This is a genomic window from Bacillus sp. XB1 (assembly GCF_053557995.1).
On the sequence record NZ_JBNRIL010000001.1, the window covers coordinates 437998 to 460051 of the forward strand.

At 33.7% G+C, this 22054-nt stretch carries 21 protein-coding genes and 2 pseudogenes; 22 read left to right on the forward strand and 1 reads right to left on the reverse strand.

The genetic code is table 11. From position 1 onward, the window contains the following. Window positions 1-557 precede the first annotated feature (557 nt). From ACK1U5_RS02185 to ACK1U5_RS02255, 15 genes and pseudogenes are all read left to right on the forward strand, one after another. A complete protein-coding gene (locus tag ACK1U5_RS02185; RefSeq protein WP_000883469.1) occupies window positions 558-980 on the forward strand; it encodes a hypothetical protein in 423 nt (140 codons plus the stop codon). A 26-nt stretch (window positions 981-1006) separates the two neighbouring features. Continuing rightward, on the forward strand, window positions 1007-1312 hold the full coding sequence (locus ACK1U5_RS02190) for a WXG100 family type VII secretion target (RefSeq protein ID WP_000014535.1): 306 nt from the start codon (window positions 1007-1009) through the stop codon (window positions 1310-1312). 22 nt (window positions 1313-1334) lie between these two features. Continuing rightward, window positions 1335-2054 carry a DUF5081 family protein gene (locus tag ACK1U5_RS02195; protein WP_000514121.1) on the forward strand — a complete coding sequence of 240 codons (720 nt, stop codon included), beginning with the start codon at window positions 1335-1337 and terminating at the stop codon, window positions 2052-2054. Beyond that, the gene (locus ACK1U5_RS02200) at window positions 2054-2380 is read left to right on the forward strand and encodes a hypothetical protein (RefSeq protein ID WP_001198201.1); all 327 of its coding nucleotides are present in this window, start codon (window positions 2054-2056) and stop codon (window positions 2378-2380) included. The genes ACK1U5_RS02195 and ACK1U5_RS02200 overlap by 1 nt, the downstream gene beginning before the upstream one ends. Window positions 2381-2413: 33 nt before the next feature. Then, on the forward strand, window positions 2414-4105 hold the full coding sequence (locus ACK1U5_RS02205) for a hypothetical protein (RefSeq protein ID WP_080481802.1): 1692 nt from the start codon (window positions 2414-2416) through the stop codon (window positions 4103-4105). 31 nt (window positions 4106-4136) lie between these two features. Continuing rightward, a complete protein-coding gene (locus ACK1U5_RS02210; protein WP_000095661.1) occupies window positions 4137-4838 on the forward strand; it encodes an SMI1/KNR4 family protein in 702 nt (233 codons plus the stop codon). A gap of 37 nt (window positions 4839-4875) precedes the next feature. Continuing rightward, window positions 4876-5070 (forward strand): annotated as a pseudogene (locus ACK1U5_RS02215) (immunity protein YezG family protein); the annotation flags it as partial. A gap of 450 nt (window positions 5071-5520) precedes the next feature. Continuing rightward, window positions 5521-5997, forward strand: a complete 477-nt coding sequence (locus ACK1U5_RS02220; RefSeq protein WP_050399644.1) for a polymorphic toxin type 15 domain-containing protein — start codon at window positions 5521-5523, stop codon at window positions 5995-5997. 14 nt (window positions 5998-6011) lie between these two features. Beyond that, window positions 6012-6566, forward strand: a complete 555-nt coding sequence (locus ACK1U5_RS02225) for a T6SS immunity protein Tdi1 domain-containing protein (RefSeq protein ID WP_050821999.1) — start codon at window positions 6012-6014, stop codon at window positions 6564-6566. Between the two features lie 735 nt (window positions 6567-7301). Beyond that, a complete protein-coding gene (locus ACK1U5_RS02230; RefSeq protein ID WP_069604645.1) occupies window positions 7302-8084 on the forward strand; it encodes a recombinase family protein in 783 nt (260 codons plus the stop codon). Between the two features lie 158 nt (window positions 8085-8242). After that, window positions 8243-9478, forward strand: a complete 1236-nt coding sequence (locus ACK1U5_RS02235) for an IS110 family transposase (protein ID WP_000551888.1) — start codon at window positions 8243-8245, stop codon at window positions 9476-9478. A gap of 126 nt (window positions 9479-9604) precedes the next feature. Beyond that, on the forward strand, window positions 9605-9976 hold the full coding sequence (locus tag ACK1U5_RS02240) for an HNH endonuclease (RefSeq protein WP_000610642.1): 372 nt from the start codon (window positions 9605-9607) through the stop codon (window positions 9974-9976). Beyond that, complete coding sequence (locus ACK1U5_RS02245; RefSeq protein WP_001233207.1) at window positions 9973-10461, forward strand: SMI1/KNR4 family protein; 489 nt, start codon at window positions 9973-9975, stop codon at window positions 10459-10461. The genes ACK1U5_RS02240 and ACK1U5_RS02245 overlap by 4 nt, the downstream gene beginning before the upstream one ends. 177 nt (window positions 10462-10638) lie before the next feature. Further along, window positions 10639-10846: pseudogene (locus tag ACK1U5_RS02250) on the forward strand (hypothetical protein). Window positions 10847-11089: 243 nt separating this feature from the next. Continuing rightward, complete coding sequence (locus ACK1U5_RS02255) at window positions 11090-11416, forward strand: DUF3895 domain-containing protein (RefSeq protein ID WP_001071909.1); 327 nt, start codon at window positions 11090-11092, stop codon at window positions 11414-11416. A gap of 110 nt (window positions 11417-11526) precedes the next feature. Here ACK1U5_RS02255 and ACK1U5_RS02260 read toward each other — a convergent pair whose 3' ends face one another. Next, a complete protein-coding gene (locus tag ACK1U5_RS02260) occupies window positions 11527-12234 on the reverse strand; it encodes a DNA alkylation repair protein (protein ID WP_000364670.1) in 708 nt (235 codons plus the stop codon). Between the two features lie 285 nt (window positions 12235-12519). Between ACK1U5_RS02260 and ACK1U5_RS02265 the strand changes: the two genes are divergently transcribed. The 7 genes from ACK1U5_RS02265 to ACK1U5_RS02295 all read left to right on the forward strand — a co-directional run bounded on the left by ACK1U5_RS02265 (window position 12520) and on the right by ACK1U5_RS02295 (window position 21812). After that, on the forward strand, window positions 12520-12858 hold the full coding sequence (locus ACK1U5_RS02265; RefSeq protein ID WP_000831724.1) for a DUF4064 domain-containing protein: 339 nt from the start codon (window positions 12520-12522) through the stop codon (window positions 12856-12858). Window positions 12859-12959: 101 nt separating this feature from the next. After that, window positions 12960-13289, forward strand: a complete 330-nt coding sequence (locus ACK1U5_RS02270) for a hypothetical protein (protein ID WP_000587853.1) — start codon at window positions 12960-12962, stop codon at window positions 13287-13289. A 55-nt stretch (window positions 13290-13344) separates the two neighbouring features. After that, window positions 13345-14301, forward strand: coding sequence for a DUF3994 domain-containing protein (locus ACK1U5_RS02275; protein WP_000992211.1), 957 nt, complete (start codon window positions 13345-13347; stop codon window positions 14299-14301). 155 nt (window positions 14302-14456) lie between these two features. Beyond that, window positions 14457-14915: a hypothetical protein gene (locus ACK1U5_RS02280; RefSeq protein WP_000591634.1), complete on the forward strand. Its 459-nt coding sequence runs from the start codon at window positions 14457-14459 to the stop codon at window positions 14913-14915. A 335-nt stretch (window positions 14916-15250) separates the two neighbouring features. Continuing rightward, window positions 15251-17050 carry an S-layer homology domain-containing protein gene (locus ACK1U5_RS02285; protein WP_069604652.1) on the forward strand — a complete coding sequence of 600 codons (1800 nt, stop codon included), beginning with the start codon at window positions 15251-15253 and terminating at the stop codon, window positions 17048-17050. A 455-nt stretch (window positions 17051-17505) separates the two neighbouring features. Then, window positions 17506-18288, forward strand: coding sequence for a DnaD domain-containing protein (locus ACK1U5_RS02290; protein WP_000312088.1), 783 nt, complete (start codon window positions 17506-17508; stop codon window positions 18286-18288). A 110-nt stretch (window positions 18289-18398) separates the two neighbouring features. Next, the gene (locus ACK1U5_RS02295; protein WP_069604644.1) at window positions 18399-21812 is read left to right on the forward strand and encodes a DUF4132 domain-containing protein; all 3414 of its coding nucleotides are present in this window, start codon (window positions 18399-18401) and stop codon (window positions 21810-21812) included. The last annotated feature ends 242 nt before the right edge of the window (window positions 21813-22054 follow it).

The following is a 22054-nucleotide window of genomic DNA, read 5'->3' on the forward strand; positions in this document are numbered from 1 at the left end:
AAGGTGAATCTGAGGATGTGTTAACCTTCCACCTAGTATTGTAAAAACTGAGTATGATAATTTGAGCACGTACGAACCAGTTATCGTGTAAAAAGATGTATGTATTAAGAAATTAAAGTTAAGGATCTGATATTCATATCAGATCCTTTTTCTATTGTTCTTTTAAGAGCGACTGAGCCAAAATATTGGAATGAATATAGAAACAAAACAGCCCAAGAAATAGTATAACGAATCAGGGAGCCTACTCGTACGCTTCATTGGGATTATCCAGAAATAATTGTTGATGAAATAAGAAAGAACTGGTCTTACTCTCAAGCAAGGATTTAATACGAATGAATTGGATAAAAGGTAGTAATAAATACATAGTCATATTGATTAAAGTTTCACTTTATTGAAGAAAAATGCGAAAGCCATTCATAAAATATGGAAATGTTAAAATCCCTTTGATAAAATAGCAATATGTAAAAATAATTATTTGTTAATTCTTAATGTAATGAATATTCATGTTTAAATATACGAATTTAACTACATAGTTATTGTGCTAAAGGGGGAGAAAGATGTTAGATGAATTGTACAATGCTTTTTTAAATGCGTCTGGTTTTACAGAAAGTGCGAGGAAACGAGATCGGTATGATGATTTACATGATTATTTAAAAGATAAAGAAAGAGAGTTAAAGCAATTCATTCAAGAGGCTGAATCAGCGAAGAGAGAGTATGAGAGTAAAAGTAATGGTTTAGAAGCTAATAAAATTCCGGCAGTTGAATTTGAACAAAAACGTCATGAAAAGGATGAAGAATTACATACATTAGTATCCTATTTTAAAAGTGCATTAAGCGATGTTGGATCTGCAAAAAGTACAGCTTATGCAAAGTATTTGGAATATAAAGCGAAAGCAGAAGCAGAGAAAGCGTCAGCATACGCTGCAGCGACCAAGGCTTTTGAAGAAAAGAAAAAGGAATTTGAAAAACTTATCCATTAAGCATACAAAGAATGGAGGGAACGAACATGAGTGGTAAAGAGGTTGAAATTATAGGAAGTAACACTGCAAGTGCCATTTCTTACGCACAAAACATTGAAAATGGTATGAAGGATTCTTTAAACCAAGCGAAAGACTTAAAAGCATATGTCACAGGTGCGAAATGGAATGGAAAAACGAGAGATGCATTTTTAAGTTATCTTGATTTGATCATTCAATATAATTCAGAAATGGTAGAGGCATTTGAAGGACATACGAAAGCTTTGAAAGAGTTAGATAAAAGCATTCAAACGTACGGAGATAAATCGGAAGTAAGGGCGATAAAACAACTGTGATGGAGAAACGAGGGATAAAAGAATGGGGAAAGAAATGAGTTTTGCACCTGCTGAATTATATGTTCTCGCAGGTGCAGCTGGGGTTACCGATATATTTGGATTGCCAAACCGTGACGCAATTATTTTACTTGATGCAGAATGTGTCACGAAAGCAACTACGAGTTTAAAAGAAAAAGGCCTACTTACAAGTGAAAATGGAATTACCCCTGCAGCTTTTCAAATAATTGAACTATTAAAGGAATATGAAAATTGTCATGAATACACGAGAATGAATAATGTATTAATTGGCTTTTTAAAAGAGGATAAAGACCGAGTGGCTGTATTAACAGAAATAGAACCAAATAAAAAATACGAGATCGACTACATACCAAAACCGGACGTATATTTTTCATTATTAACACGCATTCCTTTCTTATTGAGAGAACCGAGGGAAATAGAAGATACATTTTTCTCAAAGAGAATGACAGAGGCAGAACAACAAACATTTGAGGAAAAAGATTTATCAAATAAAGACGTTATAGCGATAGAAACGTATACGAGGCCTCGAAGTAATAGAGGAGGAAAATGGGAATGTTTCTTATATTTCACTGAAGGAGAAGATTTCGTTCAAATAGATGTAGATCGTAATCGATATGACTGGGTGAGCCTCTATGCGGTTAATAAGAAATTGTATGACGTGTTAAAAATGCCATATAAAAAGTTAATTGACCCGAGACAATTCTCGTTAGGAGGTATTCAATAATGCAAGTATCAATGGGAGATAGTGGTTCTGGTGGTGGAGAAGAAGTATTAGTTAATTTTCAAGAACTACTTGATATAGTAATGAAGTTAGAAAATATATATAAAATCCATGTAGACGTCATTGGAACGAATATTGAGAGTTTATTAAGCTGTGATTTTTATCAAAAAGGTGAAGCGATGAGAGTAATTGAAAAATATCCTGATATATTACACAAAACACTAGAATTGGCTGAACACTATTCTAGGTCAGCGACAGTTGTAGGAAATGTATGTGTAGAAATGCTTGAAAAGGACGAACAATTACGTGAAATATTAAGTAAGTTGTAGAAATCACCATACGGCTGGGGGGATGAAAACGAGATGGATGTGAAATATAGACCTGAACCATGGCAAAACATGGGGGATGGTATGAATCGAATTACAAAAGATGCACTCATAAAATTACGGGACGCAAATGAACTATTAAAAAAAATTGATGGAAGAATACGAGATTTAGACTCGGATGGTAGTATACATTTTAATCCTAAAGATCAATCGCAAAAAATCGGGGAATTACTTGATAGCTATTCGACATTACAAAAATATTGCGGAGAAGCAGGGCGATTAGTCTCTGAACATATAGATAAACCTTTTTTAATAGAAATGGATAAATTTGCTCAAAAAATGAGAGATACATCTATTCTCAGTTTTGAAACAAATAACCGAATTGGCTCTACAACAACGACAGTATTACCAGGTGCGCATGCAGGCTACGGAAGTGTACCACAAACAATACAGAAGAAGAAAGATAAAATAACAGTAGAAGATATTTTTAGAGATTCACCTGCATTTGATAACGTACTGAGAGGGGAATACAAAGAACTAAAAAAACAAAATCCAGATGCAAAATTAAATTATGAAGAATACAAGAAAGTAGTCCCATCCACACGAGGATTTGAATACAAATCGATAGAAGATGAACAGAAAAAACTAGAAATGGTGCGAGACATAGGAATAGGCGTAGGAATCATCATCACAACAATCCTTTGTCCACCACTCGGGGCCGCTGCCGCAGTAGTATACGGAGGTGTACAAATAAAAAGCGGTATCGACGGAGAAGACTGGGGAACACATAGGAAATTGAGCCAAGAAGAGCGGGTAGGAAACATCATTTTTGGCGGATTAGATGCAATCCCAGTTGTTGGAGCAGTAGGAAAAGGAGTAAAAGCATTCAAAGGGACGAGTGAATTAGCTGATTTAGCCAAATTATTAAAATTCAAAGAAGGAATGCCTGGTTTTAATCCAAATTTGGGTAAAAATGTGGTACAATCGCTTAAGGAAAATAATCTATTAAAAAATTTAAAAATACAAGGCTGGAAAACCGTAGATAAGATTAATGATGCGGACTACTTCATTAAAGGTCTAGTGGCAAAAGGTGTGGACTCCGTAACCCCATTCGCTAAAGGTGTAGAAATAATGCCAGATGGAAGTGTCGTTAGATCTGGAACGAACTATAGCGGGAAATTCCAAGAAGCCCATGATGCCTCAAAGGCGAGTATTCAGAGTAAGATCTCGAATTTGGAGAGTGGTGGGGTTAAGGGTACGGGGGATAGTGGAATTCCTCCTAGGTACGGTGAGAGAAAGATTACAGATGAAGAATATGAAGCATTAAGAAAAAAAACACCGACAGCAAAAATAAGAAAACAAGTAAATAAAGGCCACAATAAAAAGATAGAAACGGAGGATCAGGCTCTTCCTGGAAAAACTTTTATAGGTTCACTAGAAGCAGATCATATTGTGTCTATGGACAGAATTGCAAGTATGGATGGTTTTGGTAATTTAACAGAAAAACAACAGTTAGAAGTATTAAATAACCCAGAAAACTTTACAGGATTAAGTAAATCTGCAAACACTTCAAAGCAATCTAAATCGTATGAAGAATGGACACATTATAAAAAGGGAACACCAGATGAGATAGAAGTTAGTCTTGACTTTAGGAGCAAGATGATTACAAGAGAAAAACAGCTTGAAAGAATATTGCAAAAACAAATTGATGATTTTAAAAAAGAATAAAATAAAATAATATTAAAAAGGATGGGGAAAAATGAGTTCTAAGTTAGATATATTAAGAGAGTATAATGAAGATATTCAATTGATTAATGCAAATGAATTTAAGAATATAAATGCATCTTTAATTCCTGATTTATGGGTGGAAGTATTTAGTGAACATAATAGAGAAAAGAGAATCAAGAAAATTTTAAGTATATGGAAAAAATATGTAGATAATAATTTATCTAATACTATTGCTTACTTATCAGAATACCTTGAGGATATTGAACTGATGATAAGTGAGGACACCTATTCAATCTTGTATACAATAAAAAATCAAGGTGGAGAAGATTTATATTATGAAGGAAGAAATCCTAAAGATAGTTTTAATAATGAGGAATTAGAATCTTCATGGAGAGAAATTCCTGAATCTATTAGGGACTTTTATGAAAATGTTCATAATGGATTTTATGATTACACAAGTGAATCGATGGGATTGATGCCATTAGAAGCTATAACTTACTTTGGGGATGATGACTTAGAGTGGGGGATTATAGATGAATTGGAAGAACCTATAAAGATTAATTTAAAAACATCTTTTGGATTCTTTAGTAATGGTATGGGGAGCTACATAGCTATAGATTATGAAAATTGTAAGAATAACAATGCTACTTTTTGGTCAGCTAAGAGTCAGCCTAAATATAATGTTCACTTTTGGGATTTTGTAGATGAATGGATTGTTATCGGTTTTGAATAAAAGGTTTTTAAAATTTTGATACAAAGTCTATAAACCTTTTGACGTGATTGTGACATCTGAGGGGAAATTAAAAATTTATTATGGGTATACTAAATGGTATCAATCTACTTTTGGACCGAATGACCGAGTGGATTATTTTGAATATAAATATTTAGGGAAGAAACCGAGTAATGAAAATGAGCGAAGAAAATTCGAAGAGATGAAAGAATATGAAGAGCAAAATAAATCTTAAAATATTCTCTGTTAAATTAAGGAATGCATTATTAGCGAGTAAATATGTAAAATATCCAAATCAACTAACTTTAGTTGGGCTATTGAAAAAAGAATAGTGACGGATTAATGTTACTTATAAAACAGATGAACTTAGAGCACTTGATTGTCAATTAAAGGCAACAAGTGCTTTTTTGCGTTTTAGCGTAGAAATAATGTGGTACAATCGCTTAAGGAAAATAAGACTTAAAAAAATGCACTAGATGCTATGAAAAATACTCCTATTCCAGCAGCAATTAGGACGGAGGATACTGGAATAGGAATGAAGCTTTCTTATATAGAATCTTCAACTGTTGGAGAAGTAGTTGGAAAGTTTTCAAAGGCAAGTACGGTAGCTAAAGATGACGCTTATCAACTTGCTAAGGGTACGGGTGAAGTAAAGAACCTAGATAACGTTCCGCGAATTGATGAAATTGAAGTAAACTTTAATTATAAAACTAAATTCGATTCAGAAGAATTTGCAAGACAGTTAAAGGATCAAGAAAAAGGTATGAATGAATTAACCGTATATGAGTATCAGCAAAATCGGAAGCGATTTATTGATGAAGGTAGAGCAATAGAAGGAAATGCAGCACAACAAGCAGCTCGTGAAAAAGCCTTAAGTAAAAAAATAGAAGAATTATTTGAAAGTGGAATGTCTTGGGAAGAAGCTGAGGGAAAAGCAGCTAGTTGGTTGAAAACACAGGCAGCACTTCATAATCCTGATCAAATAGCAGGGGGAAATCCGTTGCATATTGGTGGTCTGGGGGATAAAAGGATAAATTCTTCACTAGGTAGTCAATGGCGGTATAGAATTGATATTGTTGATGAACAAATCAAGGAATTAGAAAAGAGTTTAACCCTAGAACAACGGAAAAATACGTATTTAAATGTTAAACTTACATATTAAAGGAGGATTGTCAATTGAGTATTTATAGTGATTTTAAAAAAAATAGTAAAGTAGAAGAGTCTACAATAAATAAGTATAAAGAATACCTTCCTAAAGAATTGATTGAAGCATGGAGAATTTATGGCTATGGGACTTTTATGGATGGCTATTTAAAAGTAATAAATCCGGATGATTTTAGTTCTTTAGTAAGTGACACATACTTAAGGAGTAAAGGAACGATTCCTATTTTTACTACATCCCTAGGTGATATTATAATTTTTGAGAAAGATGAAAATCAAGAGTCGTATATAGTTATGATTAACTATCGGAAAGGTAAAACAAAAGTGTTAGCCTCAAAATTCTCCTTGTTTATTAGATTTTTAGAGGAAGAAGCATTTAAACAAAGGGCATTAGGTTGGTTACCTTATCCAGAGGCAATAAAACAATATAATGAACCAGAGTATGAAGAATGTTTTGGTTATACACCTTTACTAGGGCTTGGTGGAGAAGAAAAAGTAGAGAATTTAAAAAAGGTGAAATTGAAGGAACATATTCTAATTATTACTGAGTTTATGGGCCCTGTCCAATAATAGAAGAAGCAAGTGTTTTACTCCTATGCGAATGGATATATAGGATTAGTTTTAATAACTTACACTTACTAATTCATTTGCAGATATGTCAATGTTTGTATTGCTAAAGTTAAATATACAATAATTCATAAAAGGATCAATGAAAATAAAGTATATGTGGTGTGGAGAGAAAAAAATAGAGTGTTTGAAAATACGTACTTCATGATGGTTGTACCGTCATGGAGTATTATGTGCAATGATAGAATAGAAAAAGAATTACGAGCTTAGGCGAGATGACATTTTACTGTGCGACGAATATAAAGACATGGAATGGACATGAAACTAACGGACTCGTACAAACTCGTAAGTTTTAACGTAGTAGTTGTCACGACATACAAAAGGTGTCATACTGTTACTACAAAACTTACAAACTTATGTTACTTAAAAACATATGAACTTAAAGCACTTGATTGTCAATTAAAGGCAACAAGTGCTTTTTTGCGTTTAAGCGTAGAAATTTAAAAGAGCATTATAATTTTATAAGTGTATTAAGTGTTAAATTTTTATTGTTGTTTTATAGATTGTAATGGCTATGTACAGCGTACGACGATAGTAGAGGAAAAAATAAAGGGTTGTATTATTTTTGGAAATCATCGTAAAGTACGTTTTAACGGATGGACGTTATGCACACGTTATCCGCAAAAAACGGGTAAACGTTACAGGGATTGTAATTGCTGTAACGGGAAGGGGCTCAATATGGGAGAGAAAGTAGTTGGTTATGTACGAGTTTCAACGGAAGGACAAGTGCGTGAAGGGTATAGCCTAACGTATCAAGTAGAAGAAATTGAACGGTACTGCATCGAAAATAAACTACAACTGCTTCACATATACGAAGATAAAGGAATCAGCGGAGCGAAAGTAGATGAAGATGGATTAACAGTTGAACGTGAAGGTCTACAAGAGCTATTGTCGGATATGGCATATCATCAAGTGAGCAAAGTTATTGTACTAAATACATCTCGGTTATGGCGCTCTGATATGGAAAAAGTGTTAATACAACGAGAGCTAAAGAAACACAAGGTAGATGTGAAAGCAATTGAACAACCAAATTATAGTATATACACGCATGACCCAAATGACTTTTTAGTAAATGGTATGTTAGAGCTATTAGATCAATATCAACGTCTTGAGATTGCATTAAAGCTAAGTCGAGGCAGAAAGAAGAAAGCAGAACAAGGTGGATATGCGGGGGGCGGTGTGATGTTTGGTTATAGAGTAAAGAAAGAACAAAAGGTGTTAGAAGTAGATACGGAGAAAGCAGTGGTTGTACGTAGACTATTTGAGTTAAGACACTTTTTTAAACATTGGTCGCTGACTCAATTGGCAGAACGACTGAATAGGGAAGGTTATCGTACAGAGAAAGGAAAACAATTTACGAAAGTACAAGTGAAACGCATGTTAGACCGAGAGAGTTTTTATCGAGGGATATATACATACGGGCAAATACAAACAAACGGTAAACATCCAGCAATTATATAATAGTCGTACTTAAAAAAATCACTCATTTTACTATATGTACTTATGAAATTATGAAAATGGATAGGCTTGCGTACCTATGCGCATCGGAAGATGAACGCTCGAACTAAGGTTGCCGACGTTTTTATATATGACTAAATCATTGAATAGAGGGATGAGTTATGCATAATAGACAGAACTATTTGTATGTAGGAGTAGATTTACATAAGGAGCATCATACGGCTGTTATTATTAATTGTTGGCAAGAAAAATTAGGAGAAATACAATTTGATAATAAACCATCTGCATTTTCGAAGTTTTTATTAGAAGTAGAGACATATGTGAGTGCTGGGATAACTGTTGTATTTGGTTTAGAGGATGTTGGTGGTTATGGAAGAGCGTTAGCGAAATATTTAGTAGATCATGAACAAGTAGTGAAAGAAGTAAATCCAGCTTTATCATTTTTAGAGCGAAAAAGCCATGTGACGACACAAAAAAGTGATAGTTGGGATGCGGAATGCGTAGCCCGTATACTAATAAATAAGTTAAATCAATTACCAGATGCAAAGCCAAACGATTTATTTTGGTCGATACAACAACTAGTTTCAAGAAGGAATGCATTAGTAAAAGCACAAAGTGCGTTAAAGAACCAATTACATATTCAATTAAACCACCATTATCCAAGTTATAAAAAGTTTTTCTCAGAGTTAGATGGAAAAACAGCATTAGCATTTTGGCAGCAGTATCCGTCACCCTTTTGTTTAGAGGGTGCGAATATAAAGCAATTAACAGCTTTTTTATTAGATGTTAGCAACAATACATGTTCAGTAAAGAAAGCAAGCGACATATTAAAACTTGTAAAAGAAGATGGACAAACAATGAAAGAGTATCAAGAAACACGAGACTTTTTAGTAAGAAGTATTGTACGGGATATTGAGTTTAAAAAGAAGGAAATGAAATACATCGAAAGAGAATTAAAACGGTTAGTAAATCTACTAGATTATCAATTAGAGACGATGCCGGGAATAGAACTTGTAACGGCATCAGCATTAATTGCAGAAATTGGGGATGTAAGGCGATTTCCAAATGCCAATAAATTAGCACGATTTGCGGGGATTGCGCCTGTTTACTTTGGTTCTGGTGGGAAAGGTAAGACACACAAAAGCAAACAAGGAAACAGGGCGCTACACGCTTTATTTTATAATTTAGCAGTACAGCAAGTGCAAGTAGCGAAAGGAAGTAAGTTACCTAGAAACCCAGTGTTTCATGCATACTATCAAAAGAAACTTAAAGAGGGAAAAACAAAAGGACAAGCATTGGTATGTATTATGAGAAGGCTTGTAAACATTGTATATGGCATGATGAAATATAAAACAGCTTATGAGTTGCCAGTAGTGGAAGAAAAAGAAGTAGTTTAATAAGGGTTTACATGGTTTGCTTTTTTATTGTGAGGGTTTAAGATTACAACATAGGGTACGGGTAATCCTGTTCATAGATCTGAAATTGACGAAGTAATTAAAAATAATGACGATAAAGACGGAAATTTGATTAATAGATCAATTGTGCCTAAGGGATATGATAGTGTTGAAGAGTTTAAAGAAGTTGTGGGACTAACAGAAACATATTCGAATACTAAAACGAAAATGAGACTAGATAAGAATTTACATATTAGTCCAGATGAGGCACAATTTAAGGAATGTACAAGGAAATTAAAAGAAGCGATTGATTCAGGCAAGATTTCAAAAGAATTGTTTTCTCCAGATCAATTAGCTCAAATAAATGCTGGTAAGGCAAGAATAAAAGGATTAACTTGGCATCACCATCAAGTCCCTGGCAAGATGCAATTAGTTATTTCAAAAGTACATAAAGTAAATCACTTAGGCGGAAATAAATTATGGGGAGATGGAATTAGATGAGAAAAGTAGATTGGCAATTTGCTGATGCAACTGTAAGTGAAGATTTTGTAGGGGAAATTGGTAATGAAATAGGTGTTAAATTTCCAAACGATTATATAAAATGTGTAGCTGTGAATAATGGTGCTAATGTGGAACCAGAAATATTTAATGTGAATAATCATGAAAGAGTTTTTGGGAATTTATTATCTTTTGATGAAAATAGTGACGAATATATAGTTGAAGTATATAATGACTTTAATGGTACATTACCTAAAGAATTAATTCCGTTTGCATTTGACCCAGCAGGAAATTTAATTTGCTTTGATTATAAAAATCATGAAGAAAATCCAATTGTTGTTTTTTGGGAACATGAAGATGCATGGGAAAAGGAAGCGCTGATGGAAAGTGAAGGGATTACGGCAGAAGAAGCAGAGAAAATCGCAAGAGAAAATGTATTTTACATTGCAGATACATTTACTGATTTTTTAAGTAAATTACACGATTAAAAAATATAATGATGAATGAAAAATAAATTTTATGTGAAGTGGATAGAAAAAATAATAGGGTGTTTGAAAATAGATACTCCATGATGGTTGTACCATCATGGAGTGTTACGTACAATGATAGAACAGAAAAAGAGGTGCGAGCTTAGGCGAGATGACATTTAAACGCATGGAAGAGACATAAAACTAACGAACTCGTACAAACTCGTAAGTTTTAACGTAGTAGTTGTCACGACATATAAAAGGTGTCAAACTGTTACAATAAAATTTACAAATTTAATGTTACTTAAAAACATATGAACTTAAAGCACTTGATTGTCTACTTGAGACAACAAGTGCTTCTTTTTTGCATAGAAATTTAACAGATCACTATAATTTTATTATGTAAACTTTTTACATAGTTTTCTATATAACTAACGAGAAGAGAAATGTTTACTATTACTTTCATTTCTGTTATGAAAATTCTACAATAGAAAACAGAACGTATATTTGGTATAATCAAAACATACTATATGAAACGATGTACATGAGTTTGAGATTTATGAAAAAAGGTAAGTAATACATAATAATAAATACGCTATAGGATTCAGTTCATATTATACAAATCAATCGTTAGAAAGGAACAGATGTAATGAATCAAATTTCATTTGAAGATTTATTTGAAGAAGAAAAAGAAAAGGTGGAGGTAGCTGAGGTATGTAAGGTACCAGCCCCTTTATCACCATTACAAAAAGATATTTTAGAATTAATTGATTCTGAAGAAATAAGTGCGCTTGAGCTATGTGAACGATTAATACGATCTGGTAAAATACCCGATGAAAGATTCACTACGAATAAGCCTAAAGCATATGGACAAGTATGTTTACTATTAGAAGGTTTTGTTACAGAAGGAAAACTTATTTTTATCAAAGATGATGAGAAAAGAGATAGGGTATATAAATTGAAAGAAGAAGTTTGAGATGTATAGTGGGAGATGAATGATTGGTTCCCTTTAACTTGCAGCTCCGTTAGTCTAGTAATGTCCACAAAAAAGGTGTCAATCTCTCCTAGATTGACACCTTCATACTTTTAACATCTTACATACTTACGCTTAAAACCAAGTCTTCCTCTATCTAGTTCTTTCTGAATACTTTCAGAAGCATTTAACAAACTGCTTTTTTTATTATCACGTTTGACTTCAACTATACCAACTTCTTTTGCAGTCTCGACTGCTTTTTCATGTAGTGGTACATATGATATTGCCACAGTGTTTAGGAAATTATTCATAGCGGATTTTGTTCGTTCTGGAGAATGATGAATTGTATCTTTCACCATTTCAAGCATATCGGAAATTTTACTTTCGGAAAACTCATTGTCTTTGCGATTTCCTAAAAGCCAACAGTAGCAACTCCATCCGGCAGACATTTTAAGCTCGTCCCCACTTGCAATCCATTTATCAGCAACATCTTGTGCAATATTTGACTCCGATAAAGTTACTGCCACTACATAATCAGATAGCATATAAAAATATGCCCCGTCTATCCAGCGATCAAAATCAGACTCACTCATAGCTTTTGGATCGGCAATAATACCTGCAAAGTACATAGCATCGTAGTTACCTGTGGCATAAAGCTCTTCAGCTAACTCTTGATTTAATTTTATTTTTTTAGCGATTGGTTTCATAGCACCTGTAGCTACTCCGAATACTGGCTCATGCGCACCGTTAGATATGTATATTTTTTTCGTTCGTTCCTTACCTAGAGCTTCAAGTTCTTGCATAACTGTTTTAAGATCCATAGTTGTGCAACTTCCTTTCTTCATGTGAAAGCCTTTTTAAGCTTTTCGTATTTCATATGTTAATACTAATTGTATTCAAGAGGTATGTCTACTTTCTAAAGGTATCAAAACCAGTTAGTAATTTTGAAGCTTTTGATTTTGTGACTGCTACAAGCTATCTATAGTTAGAAGCAAAGTATAGTAGAATAAAAAATACATTTGTATAGTTTTTCCAATGAATATTTGGTATGATGGTGAATGGGAAAAATATACAAGTTGTTAGTGGTTCATAAAAGGGGGATTGAATTGAAAAGAACACCTGAATTCGTATTAGGTTTAATTGGTGGCATTTTGGGAATTATTATTTCCATAATATTAATAGTTGTAGCGTTTAATATTATGGAAGGTGTTGATTACGAACTTTTAGCTTATTACTCTATTATTTTAACGGTTCAAATAGGATTGTTCATTTTATCGTGTTTAGTAAACAAGGTTAATAATAAAGTTTATGGAGTTTGTATGATTGTGATTCCTATAGTTATGTTATTTATGTCATTATTCTTTTTACTTATTCCGACAATTTTACAAATTATATCTGGTTCATTTGCATTTAGGACATTAAAGTTAGAATCGAATGTAAGCTAAATATAATTATTAACGTCTGAATATTCGGTTTTTTAAACATTTTCGTTTGCAGTTCAAATTAACATAAAGTACAAAGTTGTACGCTTTAGGAGGAGAAATAGATGATTATTTGGTCTGGTTGGGGTTTTTTAGTCGCAATTATTGTAATTATTAATACTCTTTTGGGTAAGGCTATCTTTGGATCTATAACGGGGGACGCTACATATTTTCAAGACCATAGTTGGCCAATGGCGGTAATGTTTATTATATCGGGGGTTATGTCTTGGTATTTAGGTAAATATATTAATAAGCCAGATGGGAAAGTTTATATAGATGCCGAAACTGGTGAAAAAGTTATGTTTAACAAAAAGCACTCATTATTTTTTATAAAAATGGAATATTGGGGACCGATTCTAGGAGTTATTGCGATTGTAACTTTAATTACAAGATAAAAAAGAGGATGGGTATAGCAAGAGTAATCTATTCAAGTAGAAGGAGAAATTAGTCATGAATGCAAAGAAACTACTAGGGGTAGCAGTTCCGGTCATGTTGTTATTTGGTTGTGGAGTTTCTGAGAAAACGAACACTTCTAAACAGGAGAAAACGGAAGAGTCTAAAGTAAAAGAATCGAAGTCTAATAGTAAGAAAGAAAAAGTTTCAAAGGAAGACTATCCTAATAAAGTGTATAAATTAGGAGTAGAGTTTGATAAGTTGTTTGCGGAGCATAACAATATTACAAGAGAGGTTTTTGACGGTAAGAAAAAGAAATCAGATATAGTAGATAGTGTGAAAGAATTAAATAAAGTGTTAGATAAATTTGAGTCAATAGATCCCCCTACAGAGTATGTAAACCAACAAAAAGATTTTGAAAAAGCAATTAGTTATTTTAGAGAGTCTTTTTCTTTAATAAATGAAGTATTCACCAGAAAAGAAAAAAGAGAAAAAGGTGATAAGACTGATAAAGAGTTAATAGAGAAATCTGAAAAGTTAGTGAAAGAAGGAGATATTTACTGGCTTAAGGCATTCAAAGATCTTGAAGGGGATATTAAAATCGGTGATGGTACAGTATCAATGAAAGATTTGAAAGAGTTAGATAAGAAAGCTGGAATTAATACAGATAACGTTATGAAGAATGTGAAAGATGGTACGGAATTAATCGGTAATTGGGGATTCCAAGGAACAGACGGTTTCAATATGTCACTCATTTTAAAAGGTGATAAGACATTTGAAACATATGGTAAAGGTGAGTATCCAAATAAAAAGAATTATATTGAAGGAACTTGGGAATATGATAAGGAAGCTTTTACAATCTATTTACATCTCAATAAACGTTTAGTAGACGGTGTAGAAGATACAATTCAAAAAAAGAAAATAGCATATAAAGTTCAAGATTATGATGGGGAAAACTTGCAATTATTTAATGAGACGTCATTTAATACAATTAAGTATGTGAAGCAAAGTTAAAGTTATGTAGGACTAGGTTTAAATGGCCTGGTCCTTCATTAAAGTGCGAGTATGTAAATAATATGTTATCTTTCGTTCTGTTTACTTAGTATCATGTTATTCTTTAATAGAGTAATAAATGGAGTTTTGCATTAAATATATGAGGTTGGTTACAAATGATAAAAAAATTTACTAGATTAGTATTAATAGTGGTTATCCCAATCAGTCTTATTACAGGTTGTGGGGCTGCTGAAAAAACTGAAGCACAAAAGCCGAAAGCGGTACAAACGGAGAAAAAGGACTATATGGATTACTCATATGGTAGCAAAGGTATATTAGTAAGTGGCAAAGCGAAAGAACGGCAACAATACGAGATTGGATATATGGATGATAATAAGTTAATTGGGATTGACGAAAATATTGAAGACTGCATTATTTTAGATAATAAAGATGAAGCAGGTCTCATTTGGAAACAAATAGAGCGAGGATCTATTATTGAAGTGCAATACGGTAAGGATCGCAATGATATCGTAGGCGTGCAATTCGTAGGGGATCGTGAGTCATATGAAATTAGTGATAAGTTTGATCGGAATACGATAAATGAGATTGTTGAAAACGTTAAAGGGAATTTGTAATAGATGTATTTCGATAGTATAGGATCTCTTATTATGAAATTGTATGCCAGTTATTTGTCTAAGTTTAAATTGATTATTTTGACGGTATTTGTAATTAGTTGTAAAATAATGTTTGTTGACGAATTTTATAAAAAGTATGTTAGATGAAATTCATCTGTAGGGATGACATATAAATATTTTCTTAATGAGTATAAAATATGATAATTTAAATATATAAATAAAAAATAAAATGTATTGGAAGTACATAGTAGATTCATATTTTAAAAAATTAATGTAACAATAAAGGGAGGTTGAGATACATACACGGTGGGAGTGTGTATGTATTTATTATAATAATGAATAAGACAATCAAACAACAAGTAATCGCACTATCAACAAGTCTAGTGATTTTAGGGAGCGTACCTTTATCAGCATCAGCAGAAGAGATAAACAACTCTCAAACTGATCAACTTAATATTGCCCAAGGAGAACACGGAACGAGCGGATTAAATTATTCTAATTTCAAGTTGGAAGTTCCTAATCATGTACAAATTAACGAAGCAGAAGTATCTGAAAATGAAAAAATGCTTTTAGAAGAATATAAGCATAAACATGATGAAACAGAAGAATTAAACAAAATGCAAGATGCTAAGAAGGGACAAGTAGCAGAAAAGGAAGCTATTTCAAACATTGAAAAGGCATTTGAATCTGTAGATGGTCGAAATGATGGATCTGATCGTCAAATGAAACCTGTTGCAAAGCCAAGAGGTATTCAATATAGTGCACAGAGTACGAAGAAATATGGAACACTTGCAGGAGTTCCATTTGTGGAGTGGATTGTTCCAGCAGGAAATCCTGATATTCGTCCTGCAAATCCGATGAAAGCACGTTACATTACAATTCATGAGACCGCAAATACAGCCGCTGGTGCTAATGCTGAAAATCATGCGAAATATTTATACAAGCAAGCAACTGAAGGCACTTTCCGAACAGCTTCATGGCATTTTACTGTAGATGATAGACAAATTTATCAACACTTACCAACAAACGAAAATGGTTGGCATGCAGGAGATGGAGATGGTTCAGGAAACAGGGAGTCTATCGGTATCGAGATTGCGGTTAACCAAGACGGTGATTACAATAAAGCGTTAGAAAATGCAAAACGACTTGCAGGTTATTTAATGAACAAAGAAGGAATTGGTGCAGATCATATTTACAAGCATCAACAATGGAGCGGGAAAAAATGTCCTGACATTTTAATTTCACGTGGTAATTGGGCTGGTTTCGTACAAGGAATTCAGTGGTATGCAAATATAAATGCGCAGATTGATACGCCTTTACAAGATAAAAATGACTCATTTAATCCAAATGAAAATAATCCAGCTGAACCTAGCATGGAACTAGTGGTAAATGGTAGTGGCATCAATGTACGTAGTGATGCGGGTATTGAACATCGTGTTGTACGTAAAGCTTCAAACGGAGATCGTTACAAAGTATTAGCCGTTAAAAATGGTTGGTATAAAGTAGGTAATGGAGAATGGATTTTCTATGACCCAAGTTGGATTAAAATTAACTACAATGTACCAAAGGAAGAAGTACAAAAGCCTAAGGAAGAAGTACAAAAACCAAAAGATGATATTACAGGTGGCTGGTTTGAAGGGCATATTCGTAAATTAAACAGTCTAGGTATTATGCAAGGCGAAGGTAATGGTGTATTTGCGCCATATCGAAATGTAACGAGAGCGGAGTTTGCGAAATTAATCTCGAATGCTCTTAAACTACCAGAGGGAAATAAGTCATTTGTAGATATTAATGAGGCACATCCATCACTTCATGACGGTATTAAACGTTGTGCAAGTGCAGGAATTATTAATGGTCGTGGTGAAGGGATTTTTGATCCTAACTCACCAATTACTCGTGAAGAAGTATCTATTATGATTGACAAAGCATTGCGATATAAAGGAATTACAGGTGAGTTAGTAGCATTACCATTTACAGATAAGCATTTAATAACATACAAAGAATCGGTTCAACGATTATACAGTCTAAAGGTAGTTAATGGTATTGGAAATAATGAGTTTGATCCCCGAGGTACAGCAACTCGTGGTCAGGCAGCTGCCTTTATTGTGAAGATGTTAGATTCAATGCAAAAATAAAAGGAAACTTTAATCAGTGAGGGCCACTCGCACTGCAATCGAGCAGTTTATTCACCGAATTTTGAAATGAGAGTTTTACTGCCCGCAAATAGCAGAATAAATGGTATGTAGAAGCTGACATTGGTAGAAGTAAAAAATAAGAAGAATTTGAAAGGAGCTATCCAAAATAATAATTTGGAATAGCTCCTATTTAGTAGGAAGAACAAATTGTATTTCATAGATTGTAATGTAGAATGCCCTTCTAAGCCCCTTATAAGCCCCTACCAAGTAATAAATCACTAAGAAAAAACAAAAACAAAAACAAGAACAAGAACAAAACAAGCGCGAAAAAATGAAACCGGCGTTGTAGTAGTAAAAAAATTGTAATTCGAATGCCAAAACCATTCCCGTATGCCTATCTTTATAATGAAGGATTAAAATTTTCCTATTTACTAGCAAAGAGTGGAGGGAAACATATGGCGGTATACCGTAATGTGCAGGTGAACTTTTGGCAAGATGAATTCATATTAGATTTAACGCCAGAGGAGCGTTATTTTTACATATATTTGTTAACTGGTACGAAAACAAAGCAATGTGGTATTTACATATTACCGAAGCGTGTGGCAGAGCTTGAAACAGGTTATAGTATGGAGACTGTTGAGAAGTTGCTAAACAGGTTTGTTGAGTATGGAAAGATTTTATATGATACGGAAACGAAAGAGGTATTCATAATAAATTGGTTACACTATAACCCTATTTCAAATACGAATGTGGAGAAGTGCGTATTACGTGAGTTAAAGACTATAAAAAGTAATGAGTTCATACATATATTTTTACGTAAATGCCTTGAAGAAGAATACAAGATTCCATTATTATTGCAGCATTTTGGTATGCCAAAAGAAGAGGATAATAGTAGTTCACAAGTAGTTATTGAAGAGAAAGAAGAAGCGGAAGAGATAGAGGTGGAAACCATAGAAGAGGACGTTCCAAATAGTGAAGTTTATAAGTTTTATGAACAAAATATTAGTAGTTTATCCCCATATATTGTGAAGGAATTGAAGAATTGGATACAAAGACTTTCTGGAGAGAAAGTGTTAGAGGCACTTAAAATTGCGTTTGAAAATAATAAGAAAACGTTAGCTTATGTGAAGGGGATTTTGAGGAATTGGTGTAGTGAAAAATTAAAGGATTTTAGTGGGGAGAAGTGCGTAATGGGAAGTTTAGAGAGAAGGAAATGTATTTTGAGTAGTGTATTTTAATTTACATTAACTTAACATAGAATGTATGTTCGTTTTTGTGGGATTTATGCTATACTACCATTAAATAAGGGTATTTTATAATAGATAAAAAGATGCGGGGGGTACAAAGTTTGACTACTAGTACATCTGAGTTGTTTCAATATATTAATATGATAGAAGAACAGAAACAATTATCACAACGATATTTACAGACAAAAGAAGAAGAGATTTTAAAAGATATTCAACTAACGACAATTCGTGATCAAAAAAGAAGCGATTTTGCGGAGCGATTTATAAACGATTTTAGGAAAGTGCATAAACAAGATCCGGATTTTTTTCAATTATTTTACCATATACTCGAGGAGCAATTATTAAATGTTCTTGTAGTCCGTTTTGCGCATGTCAGTTTTTCTAAAATGAAGATTTATTTAGAAAAAAGTGCACTTCCTTTGGACAAACTTGTAGCAATCGCATGCAAATATTTATCCAGTATTTCAAGTTATGTGAATGAAGCAGATGTTTTTCTTAGAGAGTTAACAAGAGAGAATCCGAACTATATAGAGGGACAATTACATACTTTACCAACTAACCAGCAAGTAACATTACTTCTTGTAATGTTTGATGTAGATTATGAAAAGTTTCGTACATATAGTTCTTTATTGAATGAGAGGTTAGAAGAACATACAGAATTTATATTGAAACTGCTAGGGGAAAAGGAAAAGGTTGAAGCAGTTAAACGGTATTTAAAAGGTAAAGATGATAGTGAAGTATTTATAGGTGGGAATTTACCGGAACATATTTGGCGGCTATTATTTTGTGTTCATAAATATTCGAATGTTGCGAGGCGATATATTGAAATATTGGCGAAGAAAAATGTTTGGGGTTTTATAAACTATGCAACACGTTATATGTGTCACACTCTCGGTCAGTCTCAAAACTACAAAAAAACTGGTAGTGTAAATAGAGAAATATATGAAGAAATTCAAAGTTTTTGTACACAGTTTTGGATTTCTAAGGAAAGATTTTTTGCGCATCGTCTAAGGCAACATGATTTAAATAGTGAGGATTTTTGTAAGACGTATGAATATGAATTGCTATGCTTTATGTTGGAGGAAGATTCTGAATTTATTCAATGTACTTTGCAATATGTAAGTAGAATGAATTATCTCATCGTCGCACGAACGCTAGCTGAAAAAGGATATGAGCTAAATAGAGGGAAAATGCGAGAAGAATTTTTTGTTGCTGCTTTGCAAATAAAATTGTCTACAGTGCGGGATACATATCGTGATTATTTACTAGGGAAATTGTCACTTGAGGATATGGAGCAAATACTTAAAAATCCGAAATATAGAAGTATGTATTGGGGTATGCCGGTGTTAGAGGTTGCGCTTCTTTGGGATATAGATGATGTAGCGAAGAGGGAAGCTGTACTTACACTACAGTTTGGAAATGAAGATAGTGTTAATTTATACGAACTTCTTTACGAATGTTCTGTCAGAGGAGTAGAACCGAAACAAGTATTAGAAGATCTGCTTTCGTATGGATTAAGTAAGGAAAAGCTTATCGCTTATGCAGTTGAAGAAGCTGCATGCTACAGTGAAGAGCGAAATAAGGCGAAGGAAGCGCTTGTTTGTGTAATTGTAAAAGAACAAGCGTACATCATTGAACGATTTGATGAGTATTCTGCTGTGGCCAAAGCATATATTTTAGAAGAGTTAGCAAAGGATAACATGATTAAAATGCGTCCAATTTTAATTAAAAGCTTAGGAGATTCATCTAAAAAAATGCGTGAGTCTGTAGTTAAACTGCTTTCAAAAGATGTAGAAGCTGCAGCAGATGTAGCAGTTGAACTTCATAATAAAAAGAAAATTGTTCGTGAAAATGTGATGAAAATACTTATAGAGTATAAGCTTGAAAAATATACGAAACTTGTACAGGAAGCTTTGCAAGAAAGTAAAAATGAATCTTTCGCAGGAAAATTCTCGTTTTTATTTCAAACGGAGGAAGAAAAGATAGAAGAACTATGTGCACGTATTTTAACTGAACAAACAAGAAATTCACTTCTGCAATTGATTGGGGATGAGCCACAAATCCGTTTACGTGACTCTGATGAAATTGCTGATGCTGCAATTCCGTTAGCCTATTTACAACAGTATATTTCAGATGCTGTTATTGAGAAGAAAGAAACAGCAGAAGTAATTGGTAGAGCTTTAAATGAAGAGGACTTAAAAGAATATGTGCAAACAATATATCAAATATGGATTTCTCAAGACGCAGATGTGAAGAAACGTGGAATTCTTTCGCTATACGGAATGTATAGTGACGACAAAATGGTCGACATACTTATAAAGCAAATTGATGAATGGGTGCTTCAAATGAGAGGAAAGATAGCAGCGGATGCCGTTCGTGCTTTAGGTTTGTCTTCATCTAAGCTTGCACTTATGTCTATTCATGCAATAGCATTTAAATATAAACATAAGCAAGTACGTAATGCAGCAAAAGAAGCGCTAAGTCTTGCTGCGAAAACACGTGGTATAACAGAGGAAGAGCTGGAAGATCAATTGGTGCCGGACCTTGGCTTTACTATACATGGTGAAAAAATAATGGATTTCGGGAATCGAAGTTTTACTGCCATTTTAACTACAGAGTCAAAAATTGAGTTAGAGACAGAAGAAGGAAAACGTATGAAGTCACTTCCAAAGCCGAATGCAAAAGATAATGTAGAAAAGGCTGAAGAGGCTAAAAAAGAATTAGCCTCTTTAAAGAAGGAACTCCGAAATACTCTTTCCATGCAAAAACAACGATTGGAAACGGCACTTTCATTAAAGCGTTATTGGTCACATAATGCATGGAAGTCTGTATTTATGGATAATCCAATTATGAAGCAATTTTCTATTTCACTCATTTGGGGTGAGTATAAGGAGGGGAAGTTGCTGAAGGCATTCCGTTATGCAGAAGGTGGCGTGTTCTGTACAATTGACGGGAAGAGTTATGAACTTTCATCTGGCACTGTTATTGGTTTCGTTCATCCGTTAGAATTGTCTGGGGCGGAGAAGGAATTATGGAAAGAGCAATTAGAAAGTGCGGGAATTGTTCAGCCGTTCCTACAAATTGAGCGTCCAGTGTTTGTAGTAGAAGAGAATGATGAGAGTGCTATTGAGAGATTTGGCGGTATTTTACTAAATGGTCGTTCGTTATTCGGTAAGATGACGAAGCTTGGATGGATCCGTGGGTCTGTTCAAGATGGCGGTGTGTATTATACATTTTACAAAGAAGATACTCGTACCGGATTAGGCGTGCAATTGTCATTTAGCGGAGCGCCGATTGGTTATGAAGATGAAGAAGATGTATGTGTATTTGACATTCAATTTTATAAAGCAGGTACAGTGAATCGTGGTTCATATGAATACGATGAGATTGATGATGAAAGACGCATTGTACCAAAAGAAGTAGATAAACGCTTCTTTAGTGAAATGTTATATGATGTGCAAGTAGCGACAGATTCAAATCTTGGGCATAATGAAAGTTGGCGTAGCGAACGATAAGAAAAACCCCCTTCATTGGTAGGAAAATGAAGGGGGTTTTTCAATGTTTCAAAAGGTTCTTTCATAATAGAAGCGAATTAGGGGGAAGAGGATTTTTATCCTTTTAGAAGGGATTGGTATCATGATCAAATAGATGATTTATCATACGACTACACTGAATACAGCGGGAATAGAAGGGAAAATGTTAACGTTACAGCCACGGTAATGATAGAAAAGACTTTTACTATATGTAAGAGTCTCTT